24 protein-coding genes, 1 tRNA gene and 3 pseudogenes are annotated in these 25,043 nt (G+C 55.1%); 19 read left to right on the forward strand and 9 right to left on the reverse strand.

Going from position 1 to position 25,043, the window contains the following annotated elements; genetic code table 11:
* Position 1: 1 nt before the first annotated feature.
* Positions 2–523, forward strand: coding sequence for a fimbria assembly protein (gene sfmF / locus ACQG0T_RS05450; protein ID WP_017383239.1), 522 nt, complete (start codon positions 2–4; stop codon positions 521–523).
* Between the two features lie 50 nt (positions 524–573).
* On the opposite strand, the gene fimZ is transcribed toward sfmF, so the two are convergent.
* The 3 genes from fimZ to ACQG0T_RS05465 form a co-directional block, all read right to left on the reverse strand.
* Positions 574–1,206: a fimbria biosynthesis transcriptional regulator FimZ gene (gene fimZ / locus ACQG0T_RS05455; RefSeq protein ID WP_003858901.1), complete on the reverse strand. Its 633-nt coding sequence runs from the start codon at positions 1,204–1,206 to the stop codon at positions 574–576.
* A gap of 809 nt (positions 1,207–2,015) precedes the next feature.
* Positions 2,016–2,759 (reverse strand): DNA-binding response regulator, encoded by a 744-nt coding sequence (locus ACQG0T_RS05460; protein ID WP_271040583.1) that lies wholly within the window; start codon positions 2,757–2,759, stop codon positions 2,016–2,018.
* Positions 2,760–2,783: 24 nt separating this feature from the next.
* Positions 2,784–3,446, reverse strand: coding sequence for an EAL domain-containing protein (locus ACQG0T_RS05465; protein WP_039271435.1), 663 nt, complete (start codon positions 3,444–3,446; stop codon positions 2,784–2,786).
* Positions 3,447–3,749: 303 nt separating this feature from the next.
* Here ACQG0T_RS05465 and ACQG0T_RS05470 point away from each other — a divergent pair.
* Positions 3,750–3,826: transfer RNA gene (locus tag ACQG0T_RS05470), tRNA-Arg, on the forward strand.
* Positions 3,827–3,841: 15 nt separating this feature from the next.
* Here ACQG0T_RS05470 and ACQG0T_RS05475 read toward each other — a convergent pair.
* Positions 3,842–4,992, reverse strand: a pseudogene (locus ACQG0T_RS05475) (tyrosine-type recombinase/integrase).
* Between the two features lie 140 nt (positions 4,993–5,132).
* Between ACQG0T_RS05475 and ACQG0T_RS05480 the strand changes: the two are divergent.
* The 15 genes and pseudogenes from ACQG0T_RS05480 to ACQG0T_RS05550 all read left to right on the forward strand — a co-directional run bounded on the left by ACQG0T_RS05480 (position 5,133) and on the right by ACQG0T_RS05550 (position 18,985).
* On the forward strand, positions 5,133–5,375 hold the full coding sequence (locus ACQG0T_RS05480; RefSeq protein ID WP_331252060.1) for a transcriptional regulator: 243 nt from the start codon (positions 5,133–5,135) through the stop codon (positions 5,373–5,375).
* On the forward strand, positions 5,372–5,566 hold the full coding sequence (locus tag ACQG0T_RS05485; protein WP_059294840.1) for an ead/Ea22-like family protein: 195 nt from the start codon (positions 5,372–5,374) through the stop codon (positions 5,564–5,566). The genes ACQG0T_RS05480 and ACQG0T_RS05485 overlap by 4 nt, the downstream gene beginning before the upstream one ends.
* An 87-nt stretch (positions 5,567–5,653) precedes the next feature.
* On the forward strand, positions 5,654–6,202 hold the full coding sequence (locus tag ACQG0T_RS05490; protein WP_059294841.1) for a hypothetical protein: 549 nt from the start codon (positions 5,654–5,656) through the stop codon (positions 6,200–6,202).
* Positions 6,203–6,283: 81 nt separating this feature from the next.
* Positions 6,284–6,541: a DNA polymerase III subunit theta gene (locus tag ACQG0T_RS05495; protein ID WP_059294842.1), complete on the forward strand. Its 258-nt coding sequence runs from the start codon at positions 6,284–6,286 to the stop codon at positions 6,539–6,541.
* 30 nt (positions 6,542–6,571) lie between these two features.
* Positions 6,572–7,057 carry a hypothetical protein gene (locus ACQG0T_RS05500; protein WP_074172605.1) on the forward strand — a complete coding sequence of 162 codons (486 nt, stop codon included), beginning with the start codon at positions 6,572–6,574 and terminating at the stop codon, positions 7,055–7,057.
* A gap of 190 nt (positions 7,058–7,247) precedes the next feature.
* Positions 7,248–7,463: pseudogene (locus tag ACQG0T_RS05505) on the forward strand (hypothetical protein); the annotation flags it as partial.
* A 6-nt stretch (positions 7,464–7,469) separates the two neighbouring features.
* Positions 7,470–7,760, forward strand: a pseudogene (locus tag ACQG0T_RS05510) (DUF1073 domain-containing protein); the annotation flags it as partial.
* 201 nt (positions 7,761–7,961) lie between these two features.
* Positions 7,962–8,237, forward strand: coding sequence for a DUF1471 family periplasmic protein YahO (gene yahO / locus ACQG0T_RS05515; RefSeq protein WP_015571217.1), 276 nt, complete (start codon positions 7,962–7,964; stop codon positions 8,235–8,237).
* A 200-nt stretch (positions 8,238–8,437) separates the two neighbouring features.
* Entirely contained in the window at positions 8,438–10,621 is a 2,184-nt protein-coding gene (locus ACQG0T_RS05520; RefSeq protein ID WP_023296057.1) for a TonB-dependent receptor, read from the forward strand.
* A gap of 127 nt (positions 10,622–10,748) precedes the next feature.
* Positions 10,749–12,722 carry a PhoX family protein gene (locus ACQG0T_RS05525; RefSeq protein ID WP_271040584.1) on the forward strand — a complete coding sequence of 658 codons (1,974 nt, stop codon included), beginning with the start codon at positions 10,749–10,751 and terminating at the stop codon, positions 12,720–12,722.
* 102 nt (positions 12,723–12,824) lie between these two features.
* Positions 12,825–14,210 carry a phenylalanine transporter gene (gene pheP, locus ACQG0T_RS05530; protein ID WP_045334430.1) on the forward strand — a complete coding sequence of 462 codons (1,386 nt, stop codon included), beginning with the start codon at positions 12,825–12,827 and terminating at the stop codon, positions 14,208–14,210.
* Between the two features lie 316 nt (positions 14,211–14,526).
* Positions 14,527–15,762 carry an MFS transporter gene (locus ACQG0T_RS05535; RefSeq protein ID WP_015571216.1) on the forward strand — a complete coding sequence of 412 codons (1,236 nt, stop codon included), beginning with the start codon at positions 14,527–14,529 and terminating at the stop codon, positions 15,760–15,762.
* 15 nt (positions 15,763–15,777) lie between these two features.
* On the forward strand, positions 15,778–16,803 hold the full coding sequence (locus tag ACQG0T_RS05540) for a sugar phosphate isomerase/epimerase family protein (protein ID WP_426723748.1): 1,026 nt from the start codon (positions 15,778–15,780) through the stop codon (positions 16,801–16,803).
* A complete protein-coding gene (locus ACQG0T_RS05545; RefSeq protein WP_232960033.1) occupies positions 16,796–17,938 on the forward strand; it encodes a Gfo/Idh/MocA family protein in 1,143 nt (380 codons plus the stop codon). Before ACQG0T_RS05540 ends, ACQG0T_RS05545 begins: the two co-directional genes overlap by 8 nt.
* Before the next feature lie 75 nt (positions 17,939–18,013).
* Positions 18,014–18,985 carry a LacI family DNA-binding transcriptional regulator gene (locus ACQG0T_RS05550; RefSeq protein ID WP_015571213.1) on the forward strand — a complete coding sequence of 324 codons (972 nt, stop codon included), beginning with the start codon at positions 18,014–18,016 and terminating at the stop codon, positions 18,983–18,985.
* Here ACQG0T_RS05550 and ACQG0T_RS05555 read toward each other — a convergent pair whose 3' ends face one another.
* Together ACQG0T_RS05555 and ACQG0T_RS05560 are read right to left on the reverse strand one after the other, a co-directional pair.
* Entirely contained in the window at positions 18,986–20,230 is a 1,245-nt protein-coding gene (locus ACQG0T_RS05555) for a mechanosensitive ion channel family protein (RefSeq protein WP_015571212.1), read from the reverse strand.
* A gap of 67 nt (positions 20,231–20,297) precedes the next feature.
* The gene (locus ACQG0T_RS05560) at positions 20,298–21,734 is read right to left on the reverse strand and encodes an MFS transporter (RefSeq protein ID WP_063413633.1); all 1,437 of its coding nucleotides are present in this window, start codon (positions 21,732–21,734) and stop codon (positions 20,298–20,300) included.
* A 107-nt stretch (positions 21,735–21,841) separates the two neighbouring features.
* Here ACQG0T_RS05560 and ACQG0T_RS05565 point away from each other — a divergent pair, with 107 nt between their 5' ends.
* Positions 21,842–22,711 carry a helix-turn-helix transcriptional regulator gene (locus tag ACQG0T_RS05565; protein WP_271040586.1) on the forward strand — a complete coding sequence of 290 codons (870 nt, stop codon included), beginning with the start codon at positions 21,842–21,844 and terminating at the stop codon, positions 22,709–22,711.
* Between the two features lie 233 nt (positions 22,712–22,944).
* Positions 22,945–23,232, forward strand: a complete 288-nt coding sequence (locus ACQG0T_RS05570; RefSeq protein WP_015571209.1) for a helix-turn-helix domain-containing protein — start codon at positions 22,945–22,947, stop codon at positions 23,230–23,232.
* A gap of 36 nt (positions 23,233–23,268) precedes the next feature.
* Here the strand turns inward: ACQG0T_RS05570 and nfsB are convergent, their stop codons facing one another.
* The 3 genes from nfsB to ACQG0T_RS05585 form a co-directional block, all read right to left on the reverse strand.
* Positions 23,269–23,922, reverse strand: coding sequence for an oxygen-insensitive NAD(P)H nitroreductase (nfsB, locus tag ACQG0T_RS05575; RefSeq protein ID WP_003858884.1), 654 nt, complete (start codon positions 23,920–23,922; stop codon positions 23,269–23,271).
* Between the two features lie 120 nt (positions 23,923–24,042).
* On the reverse strand, positions 24,043–24,411 hold the full coding sequence (locus ACQG0T_RS05580) for an MmcQ/YjbR family DNA-binding protein (protein ID WP_003858883.1): 369 nt from the start codon (positions 24,409–24,411) through the stop codon (positions 24,043–24,045).
* Positions 24,401–24,991, reverse strand: a complete 591-nt coding sequence (locus tag ACQG0T_RS05585) for a TetR/AcrR family transcriptional regulator (RefSeq protein WP_003858882.1) — start codon at positions 24,989–24,991, stop codon at positions 24,401–24,403. The genes ACQG0T_RS05580 and ACQG0T_RS05585 overlap by 11 nt, the downstream gene beginning before the upstream one ends.
* Positions 24,992–25,043: the final 52 nt, after the last annotated feature.

Consider the following 25,043-nt stretch of genomic DNA (forward strand, 5'->3'; position numbering starts at 1 on the left):
TATGCGAAACGGAATGCGGTATTTAGCCGTCGCGCTCTTTGCGCTTTGCTCCCCTGCACACGCAGAGACGGCGCTTGGGGAAATTAACATTCAGCTCTACGGCAATATCGTGGATTTTACCTGCGTGGCGGAGGGGGACGACAGCAATAAAACCGTCACGCTCGGCACCTGGCCCACGAAACAGCTTCGCACAACGGGGAGCCGGACGCAGCCTGTACCGTTCACCCTGAAGCTGACCGGATGTCCGCCGGGGGCGGCTTCGGTCACATTTACGGGGAAGATGGACGGGCATGATAATAGCCTGCTGGCGCTGAATGATGCCAGCGCGGCCAGCAACGTGGCCGTAGAGATCCTCGACCGGGATAAAACGCGCCTCGCGTTGCAGCAGACCAGCCAGACGGTGGCGGTAGATGCGCAGGGAAATGCCGAACTGTCGTTTTATGCCAATTATATCGCCACGGCGGATAACCCGCAGCCGGGACGGGCTGACGCCGATGCAACTTTCATGATTAATTATAATTAATCGTATCCACTCTCCCTGTAACGGTTATATGTTGCAGGGAGAGGGTAGGATTATAGTAATTCGTGCGCCTTCGCGTAATCAATTAATTCAACGATACTTTGCACGCCCAGCTTGGAAAAGATATTAGACTTATGGGCGCTAATTGTTTTGTTGCTAAGTAATAATTGATCCGCAATCTCCTTATTAGATAATCCGTTCGCCAGATATCGCAGAACCGTCACTTCACGATTCGATAATGGCATATCCACGGCGGCGCCCGTCCGCGAGCCCAGATGGTTTATAAAACTCAATGTTTCTGAGGGGAAGAAGGAATAGCCCGTCAGGATCATTTCCACCGCGTTATAAATTTCCCCCAGATCTTTTCGCTTACTGACAAAACCATTTGCCCCGGCGCGGATGGCGCGTCCTGCGTAGAAGGCTTCAGATTTCGAAGAGAGGAAAAGAACCTTAATGTCTTTATTTAAGTTCCTGATTCTTTTCAGTAATACGAACCCATCCGTGCCCGTCATTTCAATATCGAGAATGACCAGGTCAATGGGGTGGTTGCGTATACAGTCAAGCACCTCGTGGCTGTCGCCTGACTTCAGTTTGACCTGGATGTTTTTATTTTTCTGTAGCAGGACTTCTATCGACATTCTGACGATAGGGTGTTCGTCCATAATGATAACGGATGCCGGTTTCATTTTTTATGCCTCAGATTGTTAAAAGCGTTATGCTGAGTTTTGTTAAAACTCTCGAAAAGCCGGAAGGATAATTGCGCAGATCCTTGTACGGTAAATGTCCCTGGGAAGAGCGAAAGCATCCTTGTTTACGTAGTGGTGATATCAATGCCTCAGCGCAGTTATCTCATAAGGCTGGTTATGGCAAAATGATTTTTCTTATTCGCGTGTCAAACACGTCTTATTATACCGTTTAAGTATTGTCCGAAAAGCCTGTAAATTAATATCCATATATTGCTGATTATTATGTTCTGGATCTGAATCACTAACTTTTTAAAATTAGCAAAAATGTCCTGATATTGCATTTACCACACACTTTCATCTTTATGTAATAACAAAAAATAAACGATTTTACTGTATGTTAAATGAATGTTAACAGCGAGCAGGCTGTGACAACCAGCATCCCGCCTGCCTGCCATCCCTGAAATCCGCCATTTCGTGCGTCATCTCTCCGTTTCAAACGCCTCCTGGCAAATTGCCGTTCCCAACAACAGAACAGTACTATCTGCTGTTTTCTTCACCTCTCATCGCATTCTTTTACAGGTGAATCGCTTGTTTTTACACCATTATCATCCTGTTAACTGAAGCGCCAGAACCTTAACGCATGGATAAAATCACTCTCGTTGAGCGTACCGGCAGCATTTCGCATGGTTTAAGACCTGGAATTAGGAATAGTTATAAAATCGAAAGTTTTGTTAAAAAACACAAAAATTTAACATACATCCTAAGTAATTTCCTAAAGGTCTTTAGGAATTAAGAAGTTACTGAATACGTTAATACGTGAAATCTGAGAGGTTGTTGAGAAGATGTAGCAACTCATGACGATGATTCAGCCCAAGTTTCGCCAGGATGCAGCTGAGACGGTAAATAATGCGGCTGTAGGGGCGGTTCTGTAACTGCGCGATCTGCCGCAAGGAGCTCCCCTGCGACAGCGCCTGTAAGATCGGCCATTCATCCCGTGAAAACCACTCTTTGCGGTTGCCGGCCGGTGACGGTGCTTCCAGCAAGGTTTGTTGCATAGCCAGCGCCGTTAGCTGGCGTTCAAGCACATGAAAAGGGCCAGCCGCTTTACAAAACAGGCGAGCATCATAATCATCGGCGCGGACGAGCAGGTAGGGTGTCAGGTAGGGGGCGAACAGGTAGGGTGTCAGGTAGGGGGCGAACAGGCTGTGGCGGCGTAATCGGTCCAGCAGGTCGATGAGCGGCGAGGCGCGGCTCTCAATGTCTATTACCAGACGCGATGAAGGCCAGTGATTTAAATCACTGAGGGCGGCTTCCAGCGTGGAATAGTCGCAGCAATTGCTCAGGGGCGACTGCCCGCTCAGTAAACCGGAACGGAAAAAATTATCCTGTGTGACCAGAATGATAAAGGGAGCATCGGTTTTGCGGGTCTGGTTGATTGACTGGCTCAAATATTCGAGACGATCAAAAAATGGGAGAGCAAAAGGCGAGTGCGTAGAACCCAGTGAATCACTTCCTGTCCGACGACGCCGGTAACGGCGCACTGTCATTCGCATAGCTTCCCTCTTGGCGATGACCGTTCAGTCCTCCTGCCATCTCCAGGATGGCCAATAATATCCCTGACCGAAGCGCGCGCCAGCATGAAGCGCGCAAGTACGGTCCCGTTCTGTTTCAATGCCTTCAATAAGCACATTCGCAGCGATTTTTGAACAAAGGGTGACCAGCTGTGTCAGCGCCTGCGTTTCACGTAAACGCCAGAAAGCGATCTTATCGATTTTTATTCCGCTTAATGGCAGGCGGCAGGATAAAAATGCTTGTCCTGACGCTTCATCAATATCATCCAGCCAGATCCGGTGTCCTCGCGCGGTCAACTGCTGAAGCGCACAACTCACCCTCAGACGCGCCGGGTCTGAGAGTGTAAAGAACGAGGCAGGCTCCACGAGTTCAATGTTCAGCGGTGGGCTGTTAAGTTGCAGTAAACGCTGGAACATTTCCGGTATGGTCAGAACGGTTATCGGCAAATTTATGAAAAGGTTGTCACAGGGGCAGGGGTTTTTTAACGCGGCGATCTGTGCTTCCAGCAGCATAAGCGCCCGGGCGGCGGACCAGTCCTTGAAAAAGCTTTCGTTTTGCTGATGCGGCGACAGCACGCTGAGCACTTCGGCCCCCACCGTGCGCGAAGATGAGAGGGCGACAATGGGTTCAAGCTTAATGCCTGTAATATCGTGTGAGATGTGCTGCACGCACGAGGGAAAACCTGTCTGGTCTGGCGCTGTCACTCCGTCGTCCTGTTCACTTCCAGCCTCCAGGCGGCCGGGTTACCGCTGGACAGTGTGAAGGTGAAGTAAACAGGAAAACAGCAGGCGTTACTTAAAAGCGGCTAAGCCTTTTCGCAGCCCGTAAAAGAGGGATAAATGTTGAAAAAACAGCCGTATTTACAATCAGCTAGTCATTATCGCCAGAGAAGGCGGAAAAGGCATTGACTCACTACGCATTGACCGTATAATTCCAGGCGTTTCACCACCGCGAAGTACACTCTTCTCCGTGCGCCCTTAGCTCAGTTGGATAGAGCAACGGCCTTCTAAGCCGTAGGTCGTAGGTTCGAATCCTACAGGGCGTGCCATTTAAAAACAGGCAATTACGCCAGTTTCAAACCAGCCTGATTTTCTCCTTGTGTCGTATTTGTGTCATGGTTGCCAAAAATGGCATCAATTTTCCGTGCGTGTTCGCTTAAATGGTTCGGTGCCAGGTGAGCATAACGACGTACCATTTCGATCGACTCCCAACCACCCATTTCTTGAAGTACTGACAACGGAACGCCGGACTGAATTAACCAGCTCGCCCAGGTATGCCGGAGGTCATGAAAACGGAAGTCCTCTATACCCGCCCTTTCCAGTCCACTGCGCCAGGCGACGTTGTCATCCACTCGCATTTTCGGACAGCCGGAGTGACGGTTTTGTCAGGGCGCGTTGATGGCTTCGTCCACCTTGAGCTTTTCCCGATCTGCTCCCTTAACACCCTGCATGCGGTATCATTCAGAGCCACGCCGATAGCCTTGCCCGCCTTTGCGTTCTCCGGATTTACCCATGCAACTTTTCTCTGCATATCGACCTGCTGCCACTCCAGATCGATGATGTTGGAGCGTCGCAGTCCGATTGCCAGTGCAAATATTACCACTGGCTTTATTGACTCCGGCATGCAGGCGATAAGCCTTTCCGCCTCATCTCTGGTCAACCAGTGGATGCGTTTGCTGATCGGCTTTTTGGTTTTAAGCACGGGGGCTGTCTTTATCCACCCCCAGTCATTAGCCGCAGCCTTGAACAGAGAGCGCATAAAAGAAAGATGCTGGCTCTTTGTGGCCTGCCTAACCGGTTTCTCAATATACGGCGGCGGTTCCTTTCCCTGCCGGATTGCCGCGTCCCTGCGTGACTCCCAGACCTGAATATGCTTACAGTTGACCATCTTCGAAACAGCCTCGTAAGCCTGCTCGGCTGTGATGGTTGAAATATCCCGGCCGGAGAAATGCCGCAGGAAAAATTCGATTTTTGTCTTATTGTCATCAAGTGACCGCTTATGCTCCTTTTCGCGGATCCACCTGATGCAACATTCCTCAAATGTCCTCATCGGAAGCTCCCCAATTTTATCAACCCGCCACGCTTCAGCCTTCAGCTTGTCGTGCAGCTCCCGCGCTTGTTTCTTGTCCCACGCACCAAGAGATCGTCTAATTCTTTTCCCTGACGGCGTAACGAAATGACAGTGCCAGACGCCGCCTCTGAGGGTGATTGACATAAAATTTCTTCTTTATGTTCACCCGCGCTCGCGGAAACAGGATCGCGCGGGTCATGTAAATACGCAATACAGGCGATGTCGGTCGTGCGGTATTTGTTCCCGATCTTCTTCCCGGCCAGCAGGCCTGAGTCGATGAGCCGATATCCGGGACGGTAAGCACGCTGCTGGCCGACGGCCTGATTAGCTGTGAAGGCAAATACGGCCAGCGCTTGTACAGCCTGACCAGCTATGGCATGCGCTTCGCCCCTGACACGATACCTGGTATTAAGCAGGGAAAGTCGAAGTTAATTCAGCGGACGGGCACAAACGTGATCTGCGAGGAGTGCCGCAACAACGCGGCTATGAAGCGAGTAATGATGGTTTGGGGGAGGGTAGGGGTATGAGCAACATCGACAAACAGGCGCTGCGTCAATTAGCCGTGGACGCAAAAGAATTGGCAATCATCAAGCGGTACACGAAAGGTATCGAAGCGCAGAAGAAATTCATCGCTGTAATGACTCCGGACACAGGGCTGGCGCTGCTGGATGAGCTGGAAGCTAAAGACAGGCAGATTGCGTATCTTCAAGAGTACTAAAAAATTGGTGATAGTGAACCGGTTACGATGGTTAAAATGTACTGGAAATAATGATGTATAATCCCCCTTTAATAAAAAGGGGGATTTATGCCTGAATTGAATGCTCAAGAAAATGAACGACTTAACGTAGCGGATGAATTATCGGAATTGATGCGAGGTCGTCCTTTAGACACAATCCAATATGACAACTTATGCAGATTCATGATCTATTTCTCATTATCAGAATCGAAGATCTCCGAAATAGCCGCAGGATTTGGTAGAACTGATGACTTAGCGAGAAAACTGATCACCCATAACGGTTTTAATCAAGATGTTATAGATGATTGTTACGCTTACTTTATTGGGCGTTACAGAGATCAGCCTAACAGCGAAAACAGATTTAATAGGTTGGCACCAGCTCGACATGTTTTCGGTCCCCAAAGACAAAGGTTTGTCGAGTTACTCCAAAAACAGGAACCCTCTCTGGAAGAGAGAATTAGTTTTGTTTTTAAGGTGGTTTTCAGGTTAAGACATAATCTTTTTCATGGCGAAAAATGGTCATACAACTTGCAAGGTCAGGATGCTAATTTTTCTCATGCAGTAACAGTTCTCCTTTCGACGCTGACCCTTACTCGCGGCGAAATTTGGCATCCTTAATCTCGATGAAATCATCTTGTTAAGGTAGCTAGAGATTGGGAGCGCTATGTGCTTAGAAAGAAACAATAAGTTGGACTAAAAATGTCCAAATTCAACATAGCAGTTACATGCCAAGAAGATCGCGACAAGGTTAACGTAGTCCTCGCAGCTTCGGGTGTGGTGTACAGAGAGCGCCTGAACATGCCGGTTATCGCTGAAGTGGTGATGCGCGAGCAGCCTCACGAGTATCAGGAATTCTTACTCGAGAGGCTGTACCATTACCGCGAGCTCAGCTTGCAGTTGCCCAAGGTAAGCGACCCGCGTTATGTAGAGATGGCTGAGAAGAGTTCGAAGATATAATTCTATGTCCATTGATTTTGTGAGCGAGCCATGAATACAAAATATACCGATGATGTTTTGCTCTCGGCCCTTCGAAAATGTATTGCGTTACGTGATGAATTGAACTCTCTTGGTTTTACCGATAATGGTGGGGCCATTCACTCAGTGGAGCGAGTGCTGGAGTTATTGTGCGTAAGACGAAAATATTCCCTCACACATATTAATAGCCTTAAAAAATCACACATTGCTGAACGCACTCTAGGGGCTTCTATGGCCTTATCTGAAGGTAAAAGTGTACGAATAGAGCACGTTCACCCGATAAGGGAATGGACCAGAAGCGTCATTGATAAGGTTAATGCCAATTGCTCTGATGACGAACTACTGTCTTACATTGATGAGAATTACCGATTGGTTCTTGTTTCAAAAGACGAAGCTAGGTCTCTCGACAGAAAAAACAGAAGCAAGATAGAGGTAAACCGGCTGGAAAATGCAGGATTAGTTTTGGATCCAAAATACTCGCCTATGGGACAGAAATAAAGAATATCAATCTTTGATTTTCAGTAATCAACCCGCCAAAATTGAGTCATCGGAGCCTGAACAACTCCGGTGACTTCTGCGCATTTAAGGGGACTTAAATGCGACCACAATATGAACTCCTTACCTTATCACAGATGCAGAAATACACCTGCGATTTTCTGCATTCTGCGGTTTCCGTTAAGGGGGCCGTATGACTCTGTCTGTAGACGGCATCAAACTCTATCGCGGCAACTTTGCGGCCATCGGCCAGCAAATTCAGCCATTGCTGGATGCAGGCCAGTGCTTTCGCCTTCAGGTCAAGCCGTGGCGTGATAAGCGCAGCCTGTCGCAGATCGCGCTCAGCCACATGTGGTACACGGAAATCAGCGACTACCTCATCGCCCGGGGAAAGACCTTCGCTACGCCTGAGTAAGTCACCGCGCTGCTGGAGCGATTCTGGACGCTTGGGATTATCGACCCACCGACCAAAGGTGAGGTCACCATCTTGTGGAGCGACCTGCTTGCGGCAGGCGAGAAAGAGAAGATCGGGAACGCATCTAAGTTGGCCGATATCGTGCAGAAAACCACTGGCTTCTATGGCGGTGAGCCGCCTGTTACAGCCAATGAGATGCGCGAAGTTGTTGGGCTTGACCCGCTTCAGGAGCCAAAAGATCCACCGAAACCGGACGAGAAGGTGACTACCGATGATCCACTGGCCGATGACGCCAGAACAGACGGCAAAGGTGGGGCTGCCGATAGTTCCGCACAGCAAGGTTAACGCACATTTTTCACAGCACAATTGACTGTTATAACAGTATTTTTCTTACCCTATGGCAATTTTGCTATTCCTCTACCATGCTCATATCACCTCACTCTTACTCGTGGGGCTTTTCGTAGTTGCTGATTAATCTCAAGGAAAAAGGTTATGAAAAAAACGACTGCTATTTTGATGGGCGCTGCATTTCTGTTTACCACCAATACCTTTGCGGCTGAACTGCTGACGAAAAACGAGTTTGAGAAAGTGGAATCACAGTATGAAAAAATCGGTACGGTTAGCACTTCCAATGAAGTCTCGGTAGACGACGCGAAAAAAGAGCTGATCGAGAAAGCCGATAAAGAAGGTGCTGATGTTCTGGTGCTGACTTCCGGCAACACCAACAACAAAATTCACGGTACCGCCGATATTTTCAAGAAAAAATAATGCCTTAGCAACCACCCCTGTTTCGGGGTGGTTGCGCGCCATACCTCCCGCCAGCCTTGTTTCTTGTCTCTTCTCGCTCAGAGATGTCCGTTGACACTTGATTACGCATTCATAATGCGTATAGTTCTCATTTGCATTTCTTTTAATAACTTTTAAGGCCCGACAACGGGTCATTTTTGCGCGCACGTTAAGAGCTCATTATGAACAACACCACAATGCACAAAACGCTGCTGGCGATTGCCATCGGCGCGGTTACACACTCCGCTTTTGCGGCGGATGAGAAAAAAGAGGACACCATCGTGGTCCAGTCCACGGCGGGGAGTGATTTCAAACCCGGTGGTGACCAGCTGCTTCCAGCCTTCCTCGACGGCCAGGTGGCGAACGGCGGGCGCATGGGTATGCTCGGTCAGCAGAACGCCATGGACGTGCCGTTCAACATCATCAGCTACACCTCGAAGCTGGTGGAAGATCAGCAGGCAAAAACCATTGCTGACGTGGTTGCCAACGACGCGGGCGTACAATTTGTTCAGGGTTACGGCAACAGCGCGGAAACCTTCCGCATTCGCGGCCTGAAGTTTGACGGCGACGATATGACCTTTGGCGGATTGTCCGGGGTGCTGCCGCGTCAGGTGGTGGATGCCCAGATGGTCGACCGTATCGAGATCTTCAAAGGGGCCAACTCCCTGATGAACGGCGCCGCAAGCTCCGGCGTGGGCGGGATGATCAACCTTGAGCCCAAACACGCGGGCGACACCCCGCAGGCGAAAGTGGGCGTTGACTACACCTCGGATTCCCAGATTGGCACCACGCTGGATGCGGGTCGTCGCTTTGGCGATAACGACCAGTTTGGCGCGCGCGTGAACCTCGTGCATCGCGAAGGGGAAACCGGCGTGCCGAACGACCGCCGCCGCACCACGCTGCTCTCCACCGGCCTGGATTACAAAGGCGACCGCTTCCGCACCTCGCTGGACCTGGGCTACCAGAAAAAAACCTTCCACGGCAGCCCAACCAGCGTCAACATCTCGGCGGTGGACTTTGTGCCTGAACCGCCGAAGAACGATCGTAACTTCTCACAGAAGTGGGCCTACAGCGATATCGAAAACGAGTTCGGGATGTGGCGCAGCGAGTATGACATCACCGATAGCTGGACGGCATATACCGGTCTCGGCGCGCAGCACGCGCACGAAGAAGGGATCTACAGCGCGCCGAAGCTCCTCGATAAGAGCGGTAATGCGACGGTCAGCCGCCTTGATACCAACCGCATCAGCGATTCCGTCAGCGGCATGGCGGGCATTCGCGGTAACTTCACTACCGGCTTCGTCTCGCACAAGGTGAACGTCGGGTATTCGGCGATGACCAAAAACGAAAAAATCGCGTGGAAAATGTCGGCCGCGGCGGATAATCCGACCACCAACATCTACCACAACACCGGCGTGGCTATGCCGGACAGCAGCAACTTCAGCGGCTCTGGCGGCAAATACAGCGATCCGCTGACCAGCGGGCGCACCCGCACGCAGGGCTGGCTGCTGAGTGATACCCTGGGCGTGCTGGATGACAAGCTGCTGTTCACCGCAGGCGCACGTCATCAGAAAGTTGTCATCCGCGGGTACAACAAAATCACCGGCGCGGAAAACGACGCGGACGGTTTCGACGGCAGCCGCTGGATGCCAACCTACGGCGTAGTCTATAAACCGTGGGAGGAAATTTCCCTCTACGCCAACCACACCGAGGCGTTACAGCCCGGTGAAACTGCGCCGAACACTGCTACTAACTACGGCCAGAGCACCGGTATCGTGCACTCTAAGCAGAACGAAGTGGGCGTAAAGGCGGACTTTGGCCGCGTGGGCGGCTCCCTGGCGCTGTTTGAGATCAAAATGCCGTCGGCGATCCTTGACGACAGCGGTCACTACGGCCTGGATGCAGAACAACGTAACCGCGGCGTGGAGCTGAACGTCTTCGGCGAGCCAATGCTTGGGATGCGTCTGAATGCCAGCGCCACCTGGTTGCAGGCCGAGCTGACCAAAACCAAAAACGGCGTCAATCAGGGCAACGATGCGATCGGTATTCCGAGCTTCTACGCCGTGCTGGGCGCAGAGTACGATATCAAGCCGATTGAAGGCCTGACGGCGACCGCACGCGTTAACCACTCCGGCACGCAGTATGCCGATCTTGCGAACACCAAAAAGCTGGACAGCTACACCACGCTGGATCTGGGCATGCGCTATCGCTTCGCGGTGAACCACAATGAAAACCAGATGACCGTGCGGGCAGGCATCGACAACGTGACCAACGAGAACTACTGGTCAAGCGTGGACGATTCCGGTACTTACATCACTCAGGGCGAGCCGCGTACCTTTAAGGTCTCGGTTGGCTACGAGTTCTAAGCGTTCCACCTCGTTATCCGGGGCAGGGACGCCCCAATCCCTTCGTTGTCGTGTTATAAAATTGTAATAAAAGCTTCTTACACTGGTCGCCACATCCTTACCTCTTGGCCAATGACAGGAAGCCGCTATGGGCAGACCCCTCAAATCCGTATTTAAAAAAGAATATCGCGACGATATCAGTAACCGCAGCGCTAACCCGGTATTCTCCGAGGTTGCAGAGGTGTTCCTCTCCCGCCGCCGTTTTCTCCAGATGGGGGCCGTAGCGGGGGCCGCCGTATCATTCCCGTATCTGATCACACCCGAAAATGCCATTGCCGCGGTATCGAAGCCTTCCGCGCTGGCAAAAGCGGTTTCCCTGGGCTTTACCAGCATCGACGTCTCCACGGAAGACACGGTCAGGGTGCCAGAAGGCTATATTGCCCGCCCGTTCTATCGCTGGGGTGATCCGACGGGAATCAAAGACAACATGCCGGCATTTAAGCCGGACGCCAGTAATACCACAGACGAACAGGCTGTGCAGGCGGGCATGCACCACGACGGCATGGCGTGGTTTAGCCTGCCGCAGGGGGCGCAAAACCCGGAGCATGGCCTGCTGGCGCTGAACCATGAATACATCGATAACGGGATGCTGTTTACCGACGGTACGGCGAACTGGAGCCTCGATAAAGCCCGCAAGGGGCAGAACGCGATGGGCGTGTCGGTGGTGGAAGTGAAAAAAACGGGCAGCGGCTGGGAGGTGGTGCGTCCGTCTTCCTTCGCCCGGCGTATTACCGTCAATACGCCGATGCAGCTTACCGGCCCGGCGCGGCATCAGGATTTAATGAAAACCGCCGCCGATCCGCAGGGGGAACGCGTTCTGGGCACCATGCAGAACTGCGCCAACGGCCACACGCCTTGGGGCACCTATCTCACCTGCGAGGAGAACTGGTCGGACATTTTTGTGAAAAAAGCCGATCTCAATCCGCTGGAAAAACGCTACGGCATTAGCGACAGCGATGAGTCCTATCGCTGGAACGAGGTGGATGAGCGGTTCAGCGTCGATAAAACCCCTAACGAACCCAACCGTTTCGGCTGGGTGGTGGAGATCGATCCCTACAACCCGACCTCCACGCCGCGCAAGCACACCGCGCTGGGCCGCTTCAAGCATGAGGGGGCCGCCGTCACGCTCGCCGCCGATAATCGCGTGGTGGTCTACATGGGCGACGACCAGAAGTTTGAGTACATCTATAAGTTTGTCTCCGACAAAAAATACGATCCCGCGAACCGGGAAGCCAATATGCAGCTGCTGACGTCCGGCACGCTGTACGTCGCCAGGTTCAACCAGGACGGAAGCGGCGACTGGCTGCCGCTGATCTTCGGGCAAAATGGCCTGGATAAAAGCAACGGGTTTGAAAGCCAGGGCGATCTGCTGATCAAAACCCGCCTGGCGGCCGACGCGGTGGGGGCAACGAAAATGGATCGTCCCGAGTGGATTGCCGTCGATCCGCACGCCAGCGGCAACGTCTACTGTACGCTCACCAACAACAGCGATCGCGGTAAAGAGGGTAAGGCACCGGTCGATGCCGCTAACCCGCGCGCCAACAACGTGTTTGGTCACATCATGCACTGGCACGAAGAGGGTGCCGATCCTGCCGCCGCACGCTTTAAGTGGGATATTCTGGTTATGGCCGGGCGTACCGACGGCGACGATCCGAAGGCCAAAGGCTCCATGCAGGGCGCGGCATTCGGCAGCCCGGATGGGTTGTCGTTCGATCACCAGGGCGTCCTGTGGATCCAGACCGACGTCTCCTCCAGCACCATCAATAAGAAAGCGTACGAGGGGATGGGCAATAACCAGATGGTCGCCACCATTCCGGGCACCAACGAGTATCGCCGTTTTCTGACCGGGCCGCGCGGATGTGAAATCACCGGCATTGCGTTTACGCCGGACAACCGCACGCTGTTTATCAACATTCAGCATCCGGGGGAGGGCGGGGATGATATTACCGACCCGGCCAATCCGCGCGCTGTTTCCAACTGGCCAGACGCCAGCCCGAACGGGCGTCCGCGATCGTCAACGGTGGTGATTACCAAAGCGGACGGCGGGATCATCGGGTCGTGACGTTTATCCGCCGGGCGCATGCGCTGGCCCGGCGTTAAGCTTGCTACCACCAGCATGAAGTGTTAAAACGTGCCCCTTCTAAAAAAGAGACAGGGGTAGGGCGTGAAAGACGCGTCATCCGCTTCAGGCCATGGTAGCGCTGAAGCTTCGTCGGATCAGAGTCCGACGCTGCAACGTGGTTTGCAAAATCGACATATTCAGTTAATTGCCCTTGGCGGCGCGATCGGTACCGGGCTGTTTCTCGGCATCGGCCCCGCCATTCAAATGGCTGGCCCGGCGGTTCTGCTGGGTTACGCTATCGCCGGGATTATCGCCTTCTTGATCATGCGCCAGCTCGGCGAGATGGTCGTTGAAGAGCCGGTGTCCGGCTCCTTCGCACACTTTGCCTATAAATACTGGGGGCCGTTCGCAGGCTTCCTCTCCGGCTGGAACTACTGGGTGATGTTCGTGCTGGTGGGCATGGCAGAGCTGACCGCCGCCGGCATCTATATGCAGTACTGGCTCCCGGACGTGCCGACGTGGATTTGGGCCGCGGCCTTCTTCATCATCATTAACGCCGTTAACCTTGTGAACGTGCGCCTGTATGGCGAGACCGAGTTCTGGTTTGCGCTGATCAAGGTGCTGGCGATTATTGGCATGATCGGCTTTGGCCTGTGGCTGCTGTTCTCCGGTCACGGCGGCGAGCGTGCAAGCATCGACAACCTGTGGCAGCACGGCGGCTTTCTGGCGACCGGCTGGAAAGGGCTGATCCTGTCGCTGGCGGTCATTATGTTCTCCTTCGGCGGGCTGGAGCTGATTGGCATCACCGCGGCTGAAGCGCGCGATCCGCACAAAAGCATTCCGAAAGCGGTCAACCAGGTGGTGTACCGTATCCTGCTGTTCTATATCGGCTCGCTGGTGGTGCTGCTGGCGCTCTATCCGTGGGTAGAAGTGAAATCTGACAGTAGCCCGTTCGTGATGATCTTCCACGATTTGAACAGCAACGTGGTGGCTTCGGCGCTCAACTTCGTCATTCTCGTGGCGTCATTGTCGGTTTACAACAGCGGGGTTTACTCCAACAGCCGCATGCTGTTTGGCCTCTCCGTACAGGGCAACGCGCCGAAGTTCCTCACCCGCGTCAGCCGTCGCGGCGTGCCGATCAATTCGCTGTTCCTTTCTGGCGCTATCACCTCGCTGGTGGTGCTGATTAACTATCTGCTGCCGAAAGAAGCGTTTGGCCTGCTGATGGCGCTGGTTGTCGCCACGCTGCTGCTGAACTGGATCATGATCTGCCTGGCGCACCTTCGCTTCCGCGCGGCGATGCGACGCAAGGGGCGCGAGACGCAGTTTAAAGCGCTGCTCTATCCGGCGGGGAACTACCTCTGTATCGCCTTCCTCGGCCTGATTCTGGTGCTGATGTGCACCATGGATGAGATGCGCCTGTCAGCGATGCTGCTGCCGGTGTGGGTGGTGTTCCTGTTTATCGCGTTTAAGCTTTCACGAAGGTAAAAGCAAAACGGCAACCTGGTTGCCGTTTTTAGTGTTTGCACCCTCTCCCTGTGGGAGAGGGCCGGGGTGAGGGCACCAGACCGCACCACACTGCCCGCCTTCACGCCCGGTGGCGCTGCGCTTACCGGGCCTACATGTTCGGGGACGTTATTTAGTAGGCCGGGTAAGGCGCAGCCGTCACCCGGCACCTCCCCTTCACCTTTATCGTGACTCCCCTCCCAATTCTGTTTTGATCCACAGGATCTTTGTTTTGTAATCGATTACTTTTCATTTGAACGAATTTGTAATCGATTACTTTTTCCGGGTGAGGCTTATCATGGTGTCAACTGAGAGTAGTGAAAAGGCGATAACGCAGCACCGGCTGCTGGTGCCGCGTCTGTCGCTGATGATGTTTCTGCAATTTTTTATCTGGGGTAGCTGGTCGGTCACGCTTGGCCTGGTGATGACCCGGCACAACATGTCTTTGCTGATTGGCGACGCGTTCTCTGCCGGACCCATCGCTTCCATTCTTTCGCCGTTCGTGCTCGGGATGCTGGTGGACCGCTTCTTCGCCTCGCAGAAGGTGATGGCGGTGATGCACCTCGCGGGCGCGGCGATCCTCTGGTTCGTGCCGGGGGCGTTGATTGCTGAGAACGGCGCGCTGCTGATTGGCCTGCTGTTTGGCTACACGCTCTGCTATATGCCGACGCTGGCGCTGACCAACAACATTGCGTTTCACAGTCTGGCGAACGTGGATAAAACCTTCCCGGTAGTGCGCGTGTTCGGCACCATCGGCTGGATCGCGGCGGGCATTTTCATCGGCGTCACCGGCGTGGCGTCCAGCGTCACCATCTTCCAGGTGGCGGCGGTCAGCTCCGTGTTGCTGGCGATCTACAGCCTGACGCTGCCGCACACGCCCGCCCCGGCGAAAGGCCTGCCGGTAAAGGTGCGGGATCTCTTCTGCGCGGACGCCTTCGCGCTGCTCAAAACCCGCCACTTCTTCGTCTTCTCCGTCTGCGCGATGCTGATCTCCGTCCCGCTCGGCACCTATTACGCCTACACCGCCTCGTATCTGGCGGATGCCGGCATTGCCGACGTCAGCACCGCCATGTCCTTCGGGCAGATGTCTGAGATCGTCTTCATGCTGGTTATTCCTCTGCTGTTCCGCCGCCTGGGCGTGAAATATATGCTGCTGATCGGCATGCTGGCGTGGTTCGTGCGTTATGCCATGTTCGCGCTGGGCGTCAGCGAGGAGGGGCGCATTCTGCTGTATCTCGGCATTCTGCTCCACGGCGTCTGCTACGATTTCTTCTTTGTCGTTGGCTTTATCTACACCGACCGCGTGGCGGGCGAAAAGGTCAAAGGCCAGGCGCAGAGCATGATCGTGATGTTCACCTACGGCATCGGCATGCTGCTCGGCTCGCAGATTTCCGGCGCGCTCTACAACCGTCTGGTGGCAGGGCAGACCGTGCCGCAGGCGTGGGTCACATTCTGGTGGATCCCGGCGGTGGCTGCCGCGGCGATCGCGCTGATTTTCCTTCTCACGTTTAAGTATGACGATGACAAGGCGTAACGTTCAGGAGGTGGTATGAGGACAATGAAAGGACCGGGCATTTTTCTGTCGCAGTTTATTGGCGGGGAAGCGCCCTTCAACACGCTCGACGGGCTGGCAGGATGGGCGGCGGGGAAGGGTTACAAAGCGGTGCAGATCCCCTGCAACCATCCGCATATTTTTGATGTGGAGAAAGCCGCAGAGAGTCAGGCCTACTGCGACGACATCACCGCCAGGCTGGCCGCGCATGGGCTGGTCATCAGCGAGCTGTCGACCCATCTGGAAGGGCAGCTTGTTGCGGTAAACCCGGTTTACAGCGAGGCGTTTGACCACTTCGCCCCTGCTTCCGTGCGGGGTAACGAGGCGGCGCGTCAGGCGTGGGCGACGGAAAAGCTGAAGCAGGCGGCGGTCGCCTCGGCCCGATTAGGCCTCAAAGCACACGCCACCTTCTCCGGATCGCTGGCCTGGCCGTTTTTCTACCCGTGGCCGCCGCACAACGAGCAGCGTTTTCAGGATGCATTCGGGGAGCTGGCAGCCCGCTGGCGGCCGATTCTGGATACCTTCGACGAGCAGGGCGTGGACGTCTGCTTTGAGCTGCATCCGGGGGAAGATCTGCACGACGGCGTCACCTTCGAGCGTTTTCTGGCGCTGGTCGATAACCATCCGCGTTGTAATATTCTCTACGATCCAAGCCATATGCTGCTCCAGCAGATGGACTATCTGACCTTTATTGATATCTACCATGCGCGCATTAAAGCGTTCCACGTGAAGGACGCCGAGTTCCGCCCCAGCGGGCGCAGCGGCGTCTACGGCGGCTACCAGCCGTGGATCAACCGCGCCGGACGCTTCCGCTCGCCCGGCGACGGACAGATCGACTTTAAGGGCATTTTCAGCAAGCTGACCCAGTACGACTACGACGGCTGGGCGGTGCTGGAGTGGGAGTGCTGCCTGAAGGATGGCGATACCGGCGCGAGTGAGGGCAGTGAATTTATCCGCCGTCATATCATCCCGGTTTCCGGACGGGCGTTTGATGATTTCGCCGCAGGGGACAGCCATGATTAACGTCGGGATTATCGGCAGCGGGTTTATTGGCCCGGCACATATCGAGGCGCTCAGGCGTCTCGGGTTTGTGCAGGTGGTCGCGCTCTGTGACGGCTCGCTCGTTAAGGCGCAGGAAAAGGCGCACCAGCTCAATGTGCCGCACGCCTGTGCCAGCGTGGAGGAACTGCTCGCGCTCCCTAATCTGCACGCGGTGCACAACTGCACGCCGAACCACCTGCACGCGGAGATTAACCGCCAGATCCTGCGTGCGGGCAAGCACGTGTTTTCCGAAAAGCCGCTGTGCATGACGCCGGACGAGGCGCGCGAGCTGGTGGCGCTGGCGGAGCAGGCAGGCGTGGTGCATGGCGTGAGTTTTGTCTATCGCCAGTTTGCGATGGTGCGCCAGGCGGCGAGCATGATGCGTGCGGGCAGCCTCGGGCGGCTGTTTGCTTCGCACGGCAGCTATTTACAGGACTGGATGCTGCTGGAAACCGACTACAACTGGCGGGTGGATGCCGCGCTCGGTGGCGCGTCGCGGGCGGTGGCGGATATCGGCTCCCACTGGTGCGATACGGTACAGTATGTGACCGGCAGGCGCATTACCGGGGTGATGGCTGATTTATCCACCGTCTGGCCGACGCGCAAGGCCAGCGCGGGCGGTCATCAGACCTTCTCCCATGACGAGCAGGCGGAGTATGAAGACAAACCGGTCACCACCGAAGACTTTGGCTCGGTGCTGTTCCGCTTTGGCGACGGCAGCAAGGGCAGCTTTAGCGTCTCGCAGGTGAGCGCGGGGCGAAAAAATCGCCTGACCTTTGAAATTAACGGCAGCGAGCAGTCGGTGGCGTGGGATCAGGAAATCCCGCAGCAGCTGTGGGTCGGCCATCGCGCCAGGGCAAACCAGATACTCTGCGACGATCCGGGCCTTATGAACCGTGACGTGGCCGATAGCGCCCACTTCCCCGGCGGGCACATTGAAGGCTGGCCGGATGCCTTTAAAAATATGATGGCGCAGTTTTACCGCGCCGTGCAGGCGGGCGCGATGCCGGATAATCCGCAGTTTGCCACCTTCCACGATGGCGCCTGTGTGATGTATATCATTGATGCGATTATGAAAAGTCATCAGCAGCAGCGCTGGGTGCGCGTGGAATACTGACGCATTGCCCGGTTCGCCGGGCAATCAATTTATGGTAGCCTGCACAAAACGCTAACCGCAGGATGTATCGTCGCTATGTCAATTCAGAAAATCGCTCAACTGGCCGGGGTATCCGTAGCAACGGTCTCCCGCGTACTGAATAACAGCGATACCGTGAAGGCGAAAAACCGCGAGCGCGTTTTGCAGGCGATCCAGGAGAGTAACTATCAGCCTAATCTGCTGGCGCGTCAGCTGCGCACTGCCCGCAGCTATATGATCCTGGTGATGGTCTCGAACATCGCCAACCCGTTCTGCGCCGAAGTGGTGAAGGGCATTGAAGCCGAGGCAGAAAAGAACGGCTATCGCATTCTGCTGTGCAACTCCGGCTCGGATATTGAGCGCTCCCGCTCGGGCTTAAGCCTGCTCTCCGGCAAAATCGTCGACGGCATTATCACCATGGATGCATTCTCGAAACTGCCGGAGCTGGCCGCGCTGATTGGCAACGCGCCGTGGGTGCAGTGCGCTGAATACGCCGATGCGGGCGCGGTCTCCTGCGTGGGGATTAATGATGTTGATGCCTCCCAGCACGTTGTCAGCCAGCTTGCCGACGGGGGACGCAAACGCATTGCGCTCATCAACCACGACCTCAGCTACAAATATGCCCGTCTGCGCGAGCGCGGCTATAAGAGCGTCATACACCTGCGGGATCTGGACTATCAGGCGGTGGAGTACGCCAGTGAGCTCAGCTCTGGTGCGGGCATGGCGGCGATGCAAAATCTGTTAAAAGCAAACCCGCCGGATGCGGTGTTTGCCGTTTCCGATACGCTGGCGGCGGGGGCGCTGCGCGCCATTCAGCAGGCAGGGCTGCGGGTGCCAGAAGATATCGCGGTGGTCGGCTTTGACGGCACTGAGCTGGCGGAGATGATTTCACTCACCACTATTGAACAGCCGTCGCGGGATATCGGGCGCAAGGCGGTCAATCTGCTGTTAAATAAGATCGACAACCCGGATGCGCCCACGGAAAGGGTCATGATGGACTGGCGCTTTATTTCCCGCGCCAGCTCCTGATTATCTGGCGATGACGCCAGCCAGCGAGCGAATATCGTTTCCGGTTGGCGACTGGTGAATACGCAGGCCAAATTCATCTACCACCGCGAAAATATGATCGAAGATGTCGGCCTGAATATCTTCGTATTCCGCCCAGATCACCGTGTTGGTAAAGGCATATATTTCAATCGGCAGCCCGTTGGCATCCGGCGCGAGCTGGCGCACCATCAGCGTCATATCTTTGCGAATGCGCGGGTGGTTACGCAGATATTCATTCAGGTAGGCACGGAAGGTGCCGATATTGGTCATCTTGCGCAGGTTTAATACCGATTCCCCTTCGCCGTTCTGCTGATTCCACAGGTTAATTTCCTCATGACGCGCCGCCAGATACGGCTTCAGCAGTTTCGCCTGAATCAGTTTCTGCTGCTCCTGCTCGTCGAGGAAATGAATGCTGGTGGTATCGATATTCAGGCTACGCTTGATGCGGCGACCACCGGAGGCGGACATGCCGCTCCAGTTGATGAACGCATCGGACACCAGCGCCCAGGTCGGGATGGTGGTGATGGTGTTATCGAAGTTGCGCACTTTAACGGTGGTCAGGCCGATGTCGGTCACCGTGCCGTTGGCGCCGTACTTCGGCATCTCCAGCCAGTCGCCGAGCTTGAGCATGTCGTTGGCGGAGAGCTGAATGCCCGCCACTAAGCCCAGTATCGGGTCTTTAAAGACCAGCATCAGAACGGCGGCCATCGCACCCAGGCCGCTTATCAGAATGGCGGGTGACTGACCGATCAGCAGGGAGATAATCAGTATCCCCACCAGAATGGCACTCACCAGCTTAACGCCCTGGAATATCCCCTTCAGCGGCAGCTGCGAGGCGGTAGCCATTTTCTGCGACAGATTGAAAATCACGTCCAGCAACGAGAAGAAGGAGAGCAGGGCATAAACCATCACCCACAATTTCGCGCAGGTGGTGAGTAATTCCGCCGCTTCGCTGCCTTTTTGCAGCCACAGAACCGCCTGAACGTTGACGATTATCCCCTGGAGGGTAAACGCCAGACGGTGAAATAATTTGTTCTGCGTAATGATCTGCAACCATAAATGGCTGCTGGCCTGGGCGCGTTTCTCGAATGCGCGCAGCACCACTTTGTGCAGAATAAAATGAACGATAATGGCCGTAAGAAAAATAATACCAAAGATAATCACTAAAGAGGTGGTGTGATTAATTTCAATCCCTAACTCTTCAACCTGAGCAATTAATTCCTGCATAACGTCTCCTGTATTGATGCAGCCCCATAATGGCGGCTGCGGATCTATTATGCAAATTCAGGCAGTTTTATTTTGTCGCCGGACAGGCCTTGACGACCGGTAAACACAGACGATGACGCATACGCAGCGTGACCAGCGCCAGCACCACCATCATGGCCGTTTCCACCATCAGGAAGACGTTGACCGCCTGGGTATAATCTCCGTGATGATTTTGCAGCCCGTGCAGCAAAATCGCGCCGAAAATGGCCGGGCCAAGCCCCAGCGCAGCCTGTTGCAGCGTGCTTAAAATCGCGCTCGCGGCCCCCGCGTCGTCAGGCTGAATATCGCGCATCCCGATACGGTAGAAGCTGTTTACAATCAGCGCCTGCCCGTAACCCACCAGCCCGGTGGCCGGGGCCAGCGTCAGCGCGGTATTCTGCATTCCCCAGTGACGGAACGTGGCGATCAGCGCCACCAGGCCGACAAGCTGAATCGCAAGCCCGGTCAGCAGGATGGCGCTGGTGCTGTAGCGGGCAATCAGGCGTGGGGCGAACCAGGCAGAAATAAAATAGGTGACGCCAAGCGCGATAAAGCTGTTCCCGGACTGCCACGGCGCCATTCCCAGACCGCTTTGCATGGTCAGCGCCATGCAGAACATAAACCCGGACCAGACGCTGAAAAAGAGTATCCCAATCAGCACGCCAAAGCGGATGCTGCGCAGCTGTAACAGGCGCGGCGCGATGAGCGGATGGGCATTCTCACGCTCTTTTTTGCGCGCGTTCAGCACCATCAAACAGGCCAGTGGCACAATCGCCAGCAGGGCGGCCTTCAGCGGCCACGACCAGTGCCACTGCGGGCCGAGCGCCATCGGGAACAGCAGACAGCACAGTATCGCCGTCAGCAGGACGGTACCGATCCAGTCAATGCGCGACGGCGTGTCGCGGCGGGTTTCCGGCACGTAGCGACGGCTCAGCGCCAGCACCACCAGACAAATCGGCACGTTGATAAAGAAGGCGTTGCGCCAGCCCAGCCCGGCGATGTCCGCCGACACCAGCCAGCCGCCACCCATCTGGCCGACGATAAACGCAATTCCGCCGATACCCCCGAACAGACTGATCGCTCTGGCGTGTGCCGTTCCTTTTAACGTCACATGCAACGTCGCGAGAATTTGCGGCATGATCAGCGCGGCGCCCGCACCCTGCATAATGCGCGCGCCAAGCAACTGTTCGATATTGCCCGCCATGCCGCACAGCAGGGAGGCCAGGCCAAAACACGCCACGCCCCACATAAACAGGCGACGGCGGCCAAGGTTATCGCCCAGCTTGCTGCCGGGGGCCAGGCAGACGGCAAAGGCCACGCCGTAGAGGGCGACGATCAGCTCCAGTTCGGTGGCGGTGGCGTGTAACGAATGGGTGATGGAATCCAGCGCCACGTTGGTGATTGAGGTATCAATCAGCGGCAGCATCTGGCCGGTTAACAGCAATATCAGGCCCGCACGACCCGGTGAAACAACTGACGTATTCATGGTGACTCCATTGCGTCAAACAGCGTAGAGTCGTAGCATCAACCATCTGATAAACGGGTACCAGTTCTTGCTTATACTGGTACTGACACTACCATGCAGGAGATGTTATGGCGCTGATGTCTGAACCTGTCACCTCTCTCCAGGATGACACCCGCAAGCAGCTGGGCGCGTTTTTGCGTGCCCGGCGCGAAAGCCTCGATCCGCAGCGGCTCGGCTTACCGCGCAGCGGCCGCCGCCGCACGCCGGGCCTGCGCCGGGAGGAGGTGGCGATGCTCGCGGATGTCGGCGTGACCTGGTACACCTGGCTGGAACAGGGCCGGGACGTCAATCCGTCCAGCGCGGTGATGGCCGCCATCGCAAAAGCGCTGCAATGCACCCCGAACGAAGCCCGGCATCTTTTTGTGCTCGCCGGTTTGCCGCCGGGCGAAGCCCCGCAGGCGGTGTGCTGCGAGGGGATCAGCGAAGGCACGCGTCGCCTGCTGGATACCCTGATGCCGAAACCTGCCAGTATTCAGAAACCGAATTTCGATATCGTGGCGTGGAACGACAGCTTCGGCCACCTGATGGGCGTCGATTTCAACGCCATCCCGCCGGAAGATCGCAACTGTATTTACCTGTTCCTCACCCATCCGGCGTGGCGCGCGCGGCTCGGCAAACGTGACGACGTGCTGCCGATTTTCGTCTCCTACTTCCGCGCGGCCATGGCTGAGCACCGTGGCGACCCGCTCTGGGAAGCGAAGCTGGCGCGTTTTTTTGCGGTGTCCGAAGAGTTTAAAACCCTGTGGCACCAGCGTAACGACGTGCGCGGCGTGGAGAACCAGCTCAAGCTGTTCACCCATCCCGAGCTGGGGGATTTTCATCTCCAGCAGATGTACTGGTACTCTGCGCCGCGAAACGGATCGCGGCTGCTGGTCTATTTACCCGTGGATGAGGCAGGGGAGAGGGCGATGGCGTGGCTGGCGGAGCAGGGGAAATAAGTTTTTTCGAGGGGCTTTCAGGGAATCAACGCGTGACTTAGCCTTTAATGCAAATTGCCTTATATGCTAATATCAGGGAGCCTTTTTCTGCCTTCAGGAGTACAGGCGAAGCTGACCGCCAGCTTGATAAATTTCTCGCTAACCCGACGGCGATGGGGATATTTATCAAGAAGACGCAAAAAACGCCCTCTGCTGAACTCCGTCTGGCACTGAAACGACAAAGGAGATGTTGGATGAGCAAAAAGATTATTGACTGGGACGAACTCAGAGCTGAACTGTTAAGCGATTCAGAAGTTCAGGCTTCCTTTGATGCAGAAGAGCGCAAGGAACGCCTACGGGAGATGCTGGCGCAATGGCGCAATCATGCTGGTCTGACGCGCGCCCAGGTGGCGGAGCGGATGGGCGTCAGCGCACCGACGGTATCACGAATGGAAGCAAATATTACCCGGGCGAGTCTCGATACATTAACGCGTTATGCGCTGGTGTGCGGGGTAAAGCATCCGCAGATAACGCTTTACTGAAAACGGGCACGCCGATAGCTGGCGTGCCAGAAGCGCTTAGCATTCAGTCACAATCGTGCTCAGCGGCAGGCGAGATTTCGGCAGCGTGGCGTTGAAATCTTCCACGCTGTGATGCCCGACCGGGACCACCACCAGGCTGGTGAAGCCTTTCTCTTTCAGGCCAAACTCTTCGTCGAGGATCGCGGCGTCAAACCCTTCGATGGGTACCGCATCCAGGCCCATCGCGGCCACGCCCAGCAGGAAGTTGCCGACGTTCAGGTAAACCTGCTTCGCCATCCACTGGTCGTCATCTTTCAGATCCACGCGGTGCATGTCGGCAAAATAGCAGCGGCCTTTGTGGTTCGCGGCTTTTGCTTCTGGCGTGGCGAAACGGCCGTCAGCCTCTTCCTGATCGACAACGCGCTCAAGCCAGGCATCGTCCATCGCGGTTTTCGCGCAGAACACCACCACGTGAGAGGCATCCAGCATTTTGCGTTCGTTAAACACATAGGTGCCCGCCGCGGATTTTGCCACGCGCGCTTTACCCTCTTCAGTGCTGGCAACAATAAAGTGCCACGGCTGGGAGTTGGTGCTGGACGGGCTGTATTGCAGCAGCGTTTTGATTTTTTCCGCTTCTTCTGCGGTCAGTTTTTTGGCTGGGTCGAACGCCTTGGTAGAGTGGCGTTTCAGGGCGACAGAAATAATATCCATAACAACTCCTGGTGATGAAATTCGCCCGCGGGCGGGCGTGAAAGGAAAGCAGATTACCGCGCGAAGCGGGAAAAGATAAGTGCGATTCGAGCGCTTATTCTGTTCGTCTCAGACGAACAATCAGGCTGGCCGAATCCACTTCTGATCTTTTTTCGGCAGTTTATCAACGACCAGATTCCACGAATCCGTAATCAGGTCGGTGACCAGTTCAGGCGTGATGTCGTCCGTGCCATAAAGTGAGATCCAGTGTTTTTTATTCAGATGGTAACCGGGCTCCACGCCACGGTAGATCTGCTGATTGAGCAGCGATTTTTCCGGATCGGATTTCAGGCTGACGTGGGCCCGACCGTGTGCGGTCGCCATCAGCATAAAAATTTTCCCGCCCACCTTAAACACGTCATACTCCGGGCCAAACGGCCAGCAATGTTCGGTAAAAGGCATCTCCAGCGCGACGCGTCTGGCATGTTCCTGCAAGGATTTACTGTCCATGGTTATCTTCCTCAGCAAGCCCGCGCCACATGGCTTCAAAGCCCAGCGCTTTAAAATCGACGGCACGGGACGGATCGCGCGCGGCAAACTCCATGGTGGTTTCAGCCAGCGATAAGAACATTGCATCACCGAAGGTCTTAAACTCGTCAGACATAAACACCGGGCGGATCGAACGACGACACAGTTCATGCAGTTCCGGGAACATGTCTTTCACCGCCTGCTCGGTTTCGGCGTTCAGCTTTTCACTGACGCCAATCTGGCGGATAGCCGCATGCGCCAGGGGGTTACGAATGCCCCAGTCTACATAGCTGTTCCAGATATTGCGGGTATGCTCTTTTGGCTCGGTGATGGTGCGATCGAGATTCGCCAGCATGGTCTGGCAGAGATCCTGCTTCAGATGCAGGTAGAGGGCATTCAGCAGATCGTCTTTGGTAGCAAAGTAGCGAAACAGTGTCCCTTCAGCGACGCCCGCATTACGGGCAATTAACGCCGTTGAGGCGGCAATACCTGACTGCGCAAACGCAGCCGTTGCTGCTTCCAGTAAGGCCTGTTTTTTATCTTCACTCTTCGGACGTGCCACTAAATTTTTCCTCCCGTCAATTGTAAAAGCCCTGATTGAAACACGAGCCTTG

This window comes from Enterobacter cloacae complex sp. 302F9, from assembly GCF_050030335.1.
Taxonomy (GTDB): domain Bacteria; phylum Pseudomonadota; class Gammaproteobacteria; order Enterobacterales; family Enterobacteriaceae; genus Enterobacter; species Enterobacter hormaechei_C.